Raw genomic sequence first — 10,521 nt, 5'->3', positions numbered from 1 at the left:
CGAAGGAGAGCAGCAGCAGGGCGTCGTACGGGGCGGGATCGTGCTGATCGGACATCGGGTGCATCCTCGCGGAGTGGTGAACGGCTCAGTGTTGTGCTTCTCGTTCCGGCGCGTTCGGGATGCACTCCGCCACGGACGGGTCGGGCGAGCGGCTCGCAGGTGCCCCGCCGCCATCACGTGCATCCGGTGGTGCGGTCGTCGCAGAACGCATTTGACCCGACACACTCGAGGAGCATGCAGCAATGCGTCGACTTCAGATCGCCCTGGGACGCGCCTCCGCCGTCCTTCTCGCGACCGCCCTCACCACCGTGGCGGCGGCATCCGCCGCGACGGCGGACCAGGCCGGGACGGTCCCGGCCGCCGGTTCCGTCGATCTCGCCCGCTACAGCGGAACCTGGTTCCAACTGGCCGCGGTTCCGCAGCTGTTCGAGATCCAGTGCGCCAAGAACGTCAAGGCCGTCTACGGCTCCACCGCCCGCGGCACGGTCGCTGTGACCAACAGCTGCACGACCTGGCTCGGTACCGAGAGCCGGATCTCCGGCGAGGCCCTTCCCCTCGACCCCACCCACTCGCGCCTGAACGTCTCCTTCCTTCCCCGGAAGGGCGGATACGCCCACGGCACCGGGGCGAACTACGTCGTCGCCGGCCTCGGCCCCGCGTACGAGTGGGCACTGGTGACGAACGAAGGAAGCACCTCCGGGTTCGTGCTCTCCCGCACCCCGCGACTCGATCCGACCCGAACGGCCGACGTCCTCGAGGCGATCCGGCACGCCGGGCTCGACCCGGCGGACTTCCGCACGACCCGTCAGGACGGCGGAGCCCCCGGCCGGCGCCTGGCCCCCTGACCCGCCGCGCCGACGCGGGACGCCGGCCCGTTGGTCCCCCTGGAGCAGCGGGGGATAGGCGGAGCGGCTCCGGGGGAACCCTGACCGCGGCATCGGACCCACCGGCCGAGGCGCTCGACGAGCCGACGAGAGGAGACGCGGCCCATGCACTGCGACGTCGTCGTCATCGGGGCGGGGGCCGCCGGGCTGTCGCTCGCGTGGCGGCTGCTCCGGCCTCCGCCCGGCGTCGACGCGCCTTCCGTCGTCCTGGTCGACGCGCCCCCGGGCCCCCTCCGCCCATCACCGCGCACGTGGTGCTACTGGGAGCAGGGGCCCGGTGACTACGACGCCTGGCTCACGGCCTCGTGGAACGGCCTGAGGCTCCACAGGCCCGCCGGACCACCGGTCCGGCGGGACCTGGGCCGGCTGACCTACAAGATGCTCACCTCCGAGTCGTTCGACCGGGCCGTCCGGCCGCGGCTGACCGGACTGCGCCTGATCGAGGCCGTCGCGGAAGGCATCACCGACCGGGCCGACGGCGGCACCGTCTCCTGCCGCGCCGCCGACGGCACCGAGCGGCGCGTCCGGGCGCGCTGGGCCTTCGACAGCCGCCCGCCGGCTTCCCGGCCACCCGCCCGTGTCCGCCTCGTCCAGCACTTCCAGGGGTGGTTCCTCCGCACCGAGCGGCCCGCCTTCGACCCCCACACCGTCGACCTCATGGACTTCCGCACCCCGCAGCCCCCGCACGGACTCTCCTTCGGGTACGTGCTTCCGCTGTCCAGCCGCGAAGCGCTCGTCGAGTACACCGAGTTCGGAAGGGAACCGCTGCCCGACCACGCGTACCAGGACGCCCTGCGGCACTACACGGGCTCCGTCCTCGGGCTCGGGGCGTTCGAGGTGTGCGCGGTGGAACGCGGAAGCATCCCGATGACCGACGCCCGGCACGACCGCCGGGCGGGAACGAGCACCTTCCGGATCGGCACGGCCGGCGGAGCCGTACGCCCTTCCACGGGCTACGCCTTCGCCGCGATCCAGCGGCAGACCCGCGCGGTGGCCGCCCTCGTCCACTCGGGCCGCGTGCCGCTGCCCCCGGCGGCGTACCCACGGCGTTCCCTCGCGATGGACGCCGTCCTCCTGCGCGGCATCGACACCGGCAGGCTCTCCGGACCCGAGTTCTTCACCCGCCTCTTCGAGAAGGTCCCGCCCGAACGCCTCCTCAGGTTCCTCGACGGCCGGACGAAGCCGTACGAGGAGTTCCGCATCGGACTGCACACCCCCGTCGTCCCCATGCTCCGCACCACGGCGGAGATCCCCTTCCTCGCCCGCCGCGCCTGAACCGGCGAGCCTGCCACGAGAGCGAGCCCAGGATGCGCTTCACCCGGTACGACACCGCCCGGCGCGGCCGCGACCGCAACGCGGTCGTCATTCCCGCGGTCGACGGATCGCGCCGAGCGGACCCCCGCCTCCGCCCCACCTGCTCCGTCGTCGGCGGCGGGATCGCGGGAATCGCGGCGGCCACGATCCTCGCCGAGCGCGGCGTCGACGTCACCCTCTACGAACGCGAGCCCACCCTCGGCGGTCGGCTCGCCGGCTGGCGGGACCGGCTGCGCGACGGATCCGAGGTGACCATGAGCCGCGGGTTCCACGCCTTCTTCCGCCAGTACTACAACCTCCGCGGTCTCCTCCGCCGGGTCGACCCCGGACTGGAGCGGCTCACCGGGCTGCCGGACTACCCGCTGCGGCACAGCTCCGGCCTCTACGACAGCTTCGCCCGGGTGCCCCGGACCCCGCCGCTGAGCGCCCTCGGCTTCGTGGCGCTCAGCCCGAGTTTCGGCTGGCGGGACCTGGGCCGCATGAACGCCCGGGCGGCACTGCCCCTGCTCGACGTCCGGGTCCCCGACGTGTACCGGCGTTACGACGGAGTCAGCGCCCGCGACTTCCTCGACGGCATCGGCTTCCCGCCGCCGGCGCAGCACCTGGCCTTCGAGGTGTTCTCCCGCAGCTTCTTCGCCGACCCCGGTCAGCTGTCCGCCGCCGAGCTCGTCCTCATGTTCCACATCTACTTCCTGGGGTCCTCCGAGGGGCTCCTGTTCGATGTGCCGGACGAGCCGTATCCGCAGGCGCTGTGGAACCCGCTGGCCTCCTACCTGCGGGGACACGGCGTCCGCATCCTGACCGGTACCGGGGTCGAGGAGATCGCCCCCGCCCCCCGGGGCGGGCACGTCGTCTTCTCGTCGGCGGGTGCGCGGCACGCGGACGCCCTCGTGCTCGCCACCGACACGAACGGCCTCCGGACGATCGCCGAAGCGTCCCCGGCGCTGTGCGACGCGCCGTGGCGCGCCAGGGTCCGCGCACTTCGCACGGCGCCGCCCTTCCTCGTCTCCCGCCTGTGGCTCGACCGGCCCGTGGACGCGCGGCGACCAGGCTTCCTCGGAACCAGCGGATACGGCCCCCTCGACAACATCAGCGTCCTCGAACGCTGGGAGGGAGAAGCCTCCCGCTGGGCCGGCCGGACAGGCGGGTCGGTGGTCGAGCTGCACGCCTACGCGCTGCCCCCCGAAGCCGACCCCCGCGTCGTCTCCCGCGAGCTCGTCGACCGACTGCACCGCGTCTGGCCCGAGACGCGCGCCGCCGTGATCGTCGACCAGCGGCACGAACTCCGCTCCGACTGCCCGCTCTTCGAGGTCGGAGGCCACCGCGACCGCCCCACCGTCCACACGCCGGACCCCACCGTCACGGTCGCCGGGGACCTCGTCCGTACGGAGCACCCCGTGGCGCTCATGGAGCGGGCCGCCACCACCGGGTTCCTCGCGGCCAACGCCCACCTGCGACGGTGGGGACTCCGAGGACAGACCCTGTGGACCGTCCCCGCCGCAGGCCGCTCGGCCGGCCTCAGGCTCCTCGCCCGGGCGGGCACGGCATCCCCGGCCGGCTGACCGGAAGCCACCGGCCGGGGGCCGCTCCGCCGCACGGCCCGGAACCCGAGGGCCGTGCGGCGCGGCTCGTCACGAGCCCGGGAGACTCCCCGTGCTCCGCAGCCGCCAGCGGCGCTCCGCGTACGCCAGGTCGTCCCGCCACAGGCGCCCGGACGCCGACCGCATCGCCGGCCGCAACAGGGGCGCCAGCGACCGGGCCACCGCGAACCCCGTCCGGTGCGACGTCGCCATGACGGCCTCGACCACGGCCGTGCGCGGACGTGCCGCTCCGCGGGGTGTCAGCGGGGTGGCGTGGGTCTCGACCACGGAGCCCGCCCCCTCGCCCTCGGCGATCCGCATGGTGACGGTGCGGGGCTCCGGCGCGGTGAAGACCGCCGTCACCGGCACCACGACACGACCGGAGACCTTGAAGGACACCCGGACGACCAGGGCGTCCTCCTCCTCGGAGACGCCGCCCTCCGGAGCCGAGAGGACTTCCAGGTCCACGAAGGAGTAGGGGTGCAACCAGGCGCCGTGCCAGGGATCGAGACGGTTGGCGACGACGTCCTCCGCCTCGCAGACGCCGACGCCGGTGTAGACGGCCGTGACCGCCCGGTCCACCGGCGGCCGGAGCGGCACCACGGGGCGCTCCGTGGGCTCCTCCCCGCCGACGCGGTCCAGCCGCACCCACACCAGCACGCCGTCGTCGTGGACCGGCCAGGGGTCCCAGCCCGCGAACGGGGAGCCGTCCAGGGCCAGACCGTGCCAGCGGCAGATCAGGGTCCCGCACCGCACCACGCCGTCCTTCAGCGCGGCCCCGAGGTGGGGGCAGGCACCCGGACCCGCGTGGAGGCCGCCGTCGGCGTCCCGCCACAGCACCACCTCGACGCCCGCGACGGTCCTGCCCGCGGGCCGGTCCGCGCGGATCCCGCGACTCGACCCCACGGCGTACCAGTTCCCGGAAGGCCGGGACGACGCCCGCTTCAGCCCGGCGGCGATCTCCGCGGCACGGGCCTGCCGCCACGTCGCCCGCTGCTCCTCCCAGGGCACCGCCTGCCGCCGGAACCTCAGCGGCAGAAGCGGCCGGTCGGCGCCGCTCGGTGGTTCCGTCATCTCGGGTCCCCTCTCATGTGCTCGTTCCCCTCCGCCCGGCCGACGGACTCGTACGGCGTTGCTCCGGGCGGCGCGCTCCTGCCGGAGACGGCGGGCGCTCCGTGCGCAGCCCGGCGCGTGCCGCCAGCGCCCGCACGAGGCCGGGCAGGGCGATCGAGGCCCGTCGGCGAGCACCCACCACGGCCCGTCGGTGCACCACCGCGTACCCCTCCCTCTCGATCACCGTCAGGATCTCCCGGTACAGCACGAAAGCGGTGCGCACACACGGGGCCGACACCGGATCGAGGAGGGCGAGGCCGTGCTCCGCCCGGCGGTAGACGTCCTGGGTGAGGGCGGCGGCGTCACGCAGGGCGGCCGTGACGCGCCGGTCGTGGCACCCGGTCCTCCGGCTCCACAGCAGCAGCTCCCGGTCGACGCCGGACGCGGCCAGCAGATCGGCCGGCAGGTACACCCGGCCCCGGTCCAGGTCCTCCCCGACGTCGCGGAGGAAGTTCGTCAGCTGGAAGGCGACTCCCAGCGCGGCCGCGTACGGCTCGGCCTCCTCCCTGGGCACGACGGTCCCCAGGACCGGCACCATCTGGAGGCCGATGACGGCGGCCGACCCGTGCATGTACGCGCGCAGATCGGCGTACGTCGCGTACTCCCGTACGAACAGGTCGCTGCGCATGGACGCGAGGAAGTCGTCGAAGTGCCGCGCGGGGATGCCGAGGCGTTCGCGGGTGTGAGCGGCCGCCGCCACCGCGGGGTCCGTCGTCGGCCCGCCGCGCAGCGCACCGCGCCACTCGGCCTCCAGCGCGTCCAGCGCCGCCGCCCGCTCCGCGGGCGAGGTGGAGGCCGTCTCGTCCACGATGTCGTCCGCGCGCCTGGCGAAACCATAGAGGGCGTGGACCGCGCTGCGGCGTTCGAGCGGAAGCAGGCGCGTGGCGAGGAAGTACGTCCTCCCGTGGCGCGCGTTCAGCCTCCTGCACTCCGCGTACGCCGCCCGCAGCGCCGGGTCGTGGATCCGGGCGGCGGCGAGCTCCCGGGCCGTCACGAGACCTCCCGCCGACCGGTCGCGACGGGAACCGGGCGACGCGGAGCCCTGCCGGGGCGTCCCGTGATCCGCTGCGCGGCCAGCTTTCCCGAGATGAGCACCGGGGGCACGCCGACCCCCGGTGTCGTCCCGCAGCCGGCGAGGACGACGTTCTCCGCGCCGCGGACCAGGTTGCGGGGGCGGAACGGTCCCGTCTGGGCGAAGGTGTGCGACACCGAGAAGGGCGTGCCCGCCGTGTGTCCCTGGGCGGTCCAGTCCGCCGGCGTCACCAGGCACTCCGCGTCGATCGAGTCGCCGAACCCGTCGAGTCCCCGCCGTTCGAGTTCGGCGACGAGGGAGTCGCGGTAGGAGGGGCCGAGCTCACCCCAGTGAAGCCCACCGGGGCCGATCTCGGTGTTCGGGCAGGGGGCCAGGACGTAGTGGAGATGACGGCCGTCCGGGGCCAGTGAGGGATCGGTGGCCGTGGGCCGGGTCACGAGGAGCGACGGATCGGTCATCAGCTCCCCGTTCCGGGTGATCTCCTCGAACGTGCGGGACCAGGCCGAGCCGAACAGCAGCGTGTGATGCGCCAGCCCGGGCCACGTGCGCGTCGTGCCCGCGTGCAGGATCACCGCGCTCGGCGAGTGTCTGGTCCGGACCGGCCGCCGGGGCGTGCGGCCCAGGAGGCGGTAGGCGAGGGGGAGCTCCGTGGTGAGGACCACGCTGTCGCACCGGATCCGCCCGTGCTCCGTCAGGACCGCGGTCACGCGCGCGCCCGAACGCTCCAGGCCGGTGACGCGCTCCCCGTACCGGATCCGGGCGCCGGCCCGGCGGGCCGCTTCCGCCATCGCGGCGGGCACGGCGTGCATCCCGCCACGGGGGAAGTGCACCCCGGCCACGGTGTCCATGTAGGCGATGACCGCGTAGGCCGCGAGCGCGCGCGAGGGCGGCACCCCCGCGTAGAGGGCCTGGAAGGAGAACACGCGCCGCAGCCGTTCGTCCTCCAGGAACGAACCGATCGCCCGGTCGAGCCGTCCCAGTCCGCCGAGCGCCGCGAGACGGACCAGGTCGGGGTGGAGCAGCTGCGCGGGCGAGTCGAAGTTCGCGCCGATGAAGCGGCGTTCCTGGACCGCGTAGAGCCTGCTCAGCCAGGTGCGCAGCCGGAGGTACCCGTCGGCCTCCCGGGCACCCGCGAAGCGCTCGACCTCGGCGGCCATGGTTCCGGCCTCCGTGTGCACGTCGACCTGGCTGCCGTCCCAGAACAGGGCCCGGTACGCCGGGTGCAGCGGCAGGAGCTCCACCCGTTCGCGGAGCGACTCGCCGACGGCGGCGAACGCCTCGTCCACCAGGGCGGGCATCGTCAGGACCGTGGGCCCCGTATCGACCTGAAAGCCCTTCAGGTCCATTCTCCCGGCGCGCCCGCCGGGTCCCGCCTCCCGTTCGACGAGGGTGACCTCCCGCCCGGCGCCGAGCAGATGGAGGGCCGCGGACAGGCCGGCGAAGCCGGCCCCCACGACGACCACGTGGTCCGTCCTGCCGGAAACCCGCCTCAACGGACTCCTCCCGTCACTGCCTCGTAGTGCCGAATCACCGGTTCGCCGCCGCCCACCTCGTCCGCGACCCGCTCCGTACCGGTGGCGCCGGCGAGGGGGAGGCCGGCGGCGTCGACGAGCAGCCGGATCAGCTGCTCGGTCGGCCCCGCGGCCAGGTCCGCCTGCCGGAGCGCGCCCACCGCACGCGCGGACAGTTCCGCCACGCGTTCCGTGACGTGCGCGCGGGCGCCGAGCGCCACGAGGAGGTCGAGTACGCGGCGCAGCTCGGCATCCGTGGCCGAGGGACGGCCGACCACCGTCTCCAGCAGCTTCAGCCCCGCCGTGTCGCCCCGCCGCACGCACCGGGCGTGCCCCACGGCCAGCAGGTAGGTGGCCTTGCCCTCGCGCAGGTCCTCCCCGAAGGGTTTGCCGGTGTGCTCCGGGCTGCCGAAGGCCCCCTGGAGGTCGTTCTGCAACTGGAAGGCGATGCCGGCGCAGAGCCCTGCCCTGCGCAGCCCCCGGGCCGTCCGATCGGACGCCCCCGCCAGCAGGGCCCCGAGGACCAGGGGGTGCGCCGACGAGTAACCCGCCGTCTTCAGGGCCGCCGTCCGCATGGCCCGCCGGGAGGAGCGCGAGCCCTTCACCTGGGTGTGCAGGTCCAGGTACTGCCCGGCGACCATCTCGTTCCTCATCGCGCGCCACTGGGCAGCCAGCGCGGCGGGCTGCGGGGTGCTGAGCAACGCCTCCGTGAACACGTCGTCCGCCCAGGCCAGGGCGAGGTCACCCGCCAGAACCGCGGCCGACTTCCCGAAACGCTCCTGGGCCCCGTCGCGGCCGCCCGCCCGGTACTGCGTCGCGAGGGCGACGTGGAGGGCGGGCTCTCCCCTGCGGAGCCGCGAGCCGTCCATGACGTCGTCGTGGATGAGGGCGCAGGTCTGGATCAGCTCCATAGCGGCGGCCGTGCGCAGGGCGGCGTGGACCTCCTCCTGGCCGCCGCCCACCGCCCGCACGGCCCACCACAGCAACTGGGACCTGCGGCGCCGGCCGCCCGCCGTGAACGCGATCACTCGCCGCGCGAGGTCCGCCGCGTAGGTCGCCTCGACCGCCTGGGCCTCGACGAGACGCTTTCGGAGCAGGTCGTCGAGCACGAGGTCCAATGTGGCGGGGACATCCGCGTCGATGGTCGGTGGCTCGAGAGTGTGCATGGGGCTTCCTTGCTGCCGTGGGTCGGGCAGTGCGGTATGTCTGGGAGTTCATTACCGCCCGGGCGCGCGGATGCAGCAGGTCCTCGGCCATTCGGACCCATTCCGCCGGGACGCGGGGGCACCGCGCGCCGCATCGGCGCGCCCCGTCGTCCAGGCGGATTCGATGCGACAGCCTGGCTGCCTCTGTCGAAAGGGTGCTCATGGCCATGCTTCGTGACGGCGACCTCGCCGCCGCGTTCGACCACGCGTCGCCGACCTACGACCTCATGACCTCGGCGAGCCCGGGGTACTTCGCGCACCTCCGCCGCTCCGCCCGCCGTCTGGGCCTCCCCGACGGCGGCGCCGGACTCACCGTGCTGGACCTGGGATGCGGCACCGGCACCTCCACCAGGGCCCTTCTCCGCGCGGCGCCGCTGGCCACCGTCATCGGCGTCGACGCCTCGGCCGGGATGCTCGCCCGCGCCCGCGCCAAGACCTGGCCGGACGGGGTCTCCTTCGTCCACGCCTCGGTCGAGAGCATGGACGAGGTCAAGGCGAACGGCCCGTACGACGCCGTGTTCGCCGCCTACCTCCTGCGGAACGTCGCCGACCCCGACGTCGTACTGCGCGACATCCACGGCCTTCTCCGCCCCGGCGGCCGCCTCTCCGTCCACGAGTACAGCCTCGGCCCGCGCCGCCGCGACCGACTCGTCTGGAACAGCGTGATCAACGGCTTCGTGCTCCCCTGGGCCCGACTGAACGGAAACGCCCCCCTCTACCGACACCTCCACCACAGCGTGATGCGGTTCGACACCCCGGACGCCCTCACCGACCGCATGCGCCAGGCGGGCTTCGCACGCGTGCGCCGTCTGCCCATGCCCGGCTGGCAGACGGGCATCACCCACACCTTCGTCGCGGAACGCCCCCACCCTCGGGCCACCCGCCCCCCTCAGCCCTGACGAACGGCCCACCGCGCCCCAGGAGCCACCCGCCCCGCAGCCTCCGGCGATCCTCCGCCACAGCTGCCGCTCACTCGCCGACCGCATGGCTCGCAGACCGCAGTTGACGAGCTCGGTGGCGAAGACCCGGCGATACACGGCGATTCGCGGGTCGCCGACACCCCTGGTCACGGCCGGGGCAGGGCTCGGTCCACCGCTCCGCGACGGGTGCGGCCGACTCCCCGGCAGGCCCTCGGTCCGCCGGCCGAAGTCGCGCGGCGCCGCCCGTCTGCCAGGCTGGGACGGGTGACGGCTGGTGCGCGGGGACCCGCCCGCACTCCCGACGGACGGTACGTGATCGTCGACAGCAGACGCTGACGGGCCACGGACCCCGAGGTGCCCAGGACGTCGCCGCACGTCTGCGCTCCCACCTCAGGGCGGCGTGCCGTGGCCGCGGCCCTGCGCGCCCAGGACGCGGAGGCCGAACGGGCCGCCCGGGACCGGGTGCACACGGCGAAGGTCGCCCTCGGGGAGCGCGGCACGCAGTGAGGGGACCAGGAGGAGACGGAGCGCCGCGCCTACTGGAGCGAGGGGCTGGCGGCGCTCGACGAGGGCACCGACGGAGGATGAGCCGGCTCTCCGGACGCGCGGTTCAGATTCCCGGAAGCCCTCCATGCTCTGGGAAGCGTGCTCATCTGCCGGCACCGCCTGTCACAGCGGGGCCCGGGCCCCGCTCTCCGGCTCGGGCCATTCCCTGACGGCTGACGGAAGGAACACGGTCGAGGAGCGGGTGGACCTTCGTCCCCTCTTCGCGTGAGGTCACCCTGGGCAGCGGCTGATCGAGGCGCACCGGCCCATGGTTCCCCACGCCACCTCAGGACGAGGAACCCACCCCGAAGAGCCATTCCCCCAAGAGGTCCTACAGCCGGTGACCGGCGGCTACGCCGCTGGGGTCGTCGGCCAGGGCGATGGCCGTGGTGATGCGCTTGCCCACCGGTTCGCG

At 74.2% G+C, this 10,521-nt stretch carries 8 protein-coding genes; 4 read left to right on the top strand and 4 right to left on the bottom strand.

What is annotated here, in order from left to right; all coding sequences use genetic code 11:
* Positions 1-242: 242 nt before the first annotated feature.
* From IE321_RS39005 to IE321_RS38995, 3 genes are all read left to right on the top strand, one after another.
* Positions 243-845 carry a lipocalin family protein gene (locus IE321_RS39005; protein WP_190226408.1) on the top strand — a complete coding sequence of 201 codons (603 nt, stop codon included), beginning with the start codon at positions 243-245 and terminating at the stop codon, positions 843-845.
* A 144-nt stretch (positions 846-989) separates the two neighbouring features.
* The gene (locus IE321_RS39000; RefSeq protein WP_190226407.1) at positions 990-2,159 is read left to right on the top strand and encodes a lycopene cyclase family protein; all 1,170 of its coding nucleotides are present in this window, start codon (positions 990-992) and stop codon (positions 2,157-2,159) included.
* A 32-nt stretch (positions 2,160-2,191) separates the two neighbouring features.
* Complete coding sequence (locus IE321_RS38995) at positions 2,192-3,760, top strand: FAD-dependent oxidoreductase (RefSeq protein WP_190226406.1); 1,569 nt, start codon at positions 2,192-2,194, stop codon at positions 3,758-3,760.
* A 69-nt stretch (positions 3,761-3,829) separates the two neighbouring features.
* Here IE321_RS38995 and IE321_RS38990 read toward each other — a convergent pair whose 3' ends face one another.
* The 4 genes from IE321_RS38990 to IE321_RS38975 are packed head-to-tail and all read right to left on the bottom strand — an operon-like array spanning position 3,830 to position 8,601.
* On the bottom strand, positions 3,830-4,852 hold the full coding sequence (locus tag IE321_RS38990; RefSeq protein ID WP_190226405.1) for a DUF5914 domain-containing protein: 1,023 nt from the start codon (positions 4,850-4,852) through the stop codon (positions 3,830-3,832).
* Between the two features lie 13 nt (positions 4,853-4,865).
* Positions 4,866-5,885, bottom strand: coding sequence for a phytoene/squalene synthase family protein (locus IE321_RS38985; RefSeq protein ID WP_190226404.1), 1,020 nt, complete (start codon positions 5,883-5,885; stop codon positions 4,866-4,868).
* A complete protein-coding gene (crtI, locus tag IE321_RS38980) occupies positions 5,882-7,417 on the bottom strand; it encodes a phytoene desaturase family protein (protein WP_190226403.1) in 1,536 nt (511 codons plus the stop codon). Before crtI ends, IE321_RS38985 begins: the two co-directional genes overlap by 4 nt.
* Complete coding sequence (locus IE321_RS38975; protein ID WP_190226402.1) at positions 7,414-8,601, bottom strand: polyprenyl synthetase family protein; 1,188 nt, start codon at positions 8,599-8,601, stop codon at positions 7,414-7,416. Before IE321_RS38975 ends, crtI begins: the two co-directional genes overlap by 4 nt.
* A gap of 200 nt (positions 8,602-8,801) precedes the next feature.
* Between IE321_RS38975 and IE321_RS38970 the strand changes: the two genes are divergently transcribed.
* On the top strand, positions 8,802-9,539 hold the full coding sequence (locus IE321_RS38970; RefSeq protein WP_190226401.1) for a methyltransferase domain-containing protein: 738 nt from the start codon (positions 8,802-8,804) through the stop codon (positions 9,537-9,539).
* The last annotated feature ends 982 nt before the right edge of the window (positions 9,540-10,521 follow it).

The organism is Streptomyces hydrogenans (genome assembly GCF_014656075.1).
Lineage (GTDB): Bacteria > Actinomycetota > Actinomycetes > Streptomycetales > Streptomycetaceae > Streptomyces > Streptomyces hydrogenans.
This window is presented reverse-complemented; position numbering and strand designations above follow the sequence as displayed.

Bases quoted from the DNA above. Each gene is read 5' to 3' on its own strand.
- IE321_RS39005 (WP_190226408.1), top strand. From the start codon at position 243: ATGCGTCGACTTCAGATCGCCCTGGGACGCGCCTCCGCCGTCCTTCTC.
- IE321_RS39000 (WP_190226407.1), top strand. From the start codon at position 990: ATGCACTGCGACGTCGTCGTCATCGGGGCGGGGGCCGCCGGGCTGTCG.
- IE321_RS38995 (WP_190226406.1), top strand. From the start codon at position 2,192: ATGCGCTTCACCCGGTACGACACCGCCCGGCGCGGCCGCGACCGCAAC.
- IE321_RS38990 (WP_190226405.1), bottom strand. From the start codon at position 4,852: ATGACGGAACCACCGAGCGGCGCCGACCGGCCGCTTCTGCCGCTGAGG.
- IE321_RS38970 (WP_190226401.1), top strand. From the start codon at position 8,802: ATGGCCATGCTTCGTGACGGCGACCTCGCCGCCGCGTTCGACCACGCG.
- IE321_RS38975 (WP_190226402.1), bottom strand. From the start codon at position 8,601: ATGCACACTCTCGAGCCACCGACCATCGACGCGGATGTCCCCGCCACA.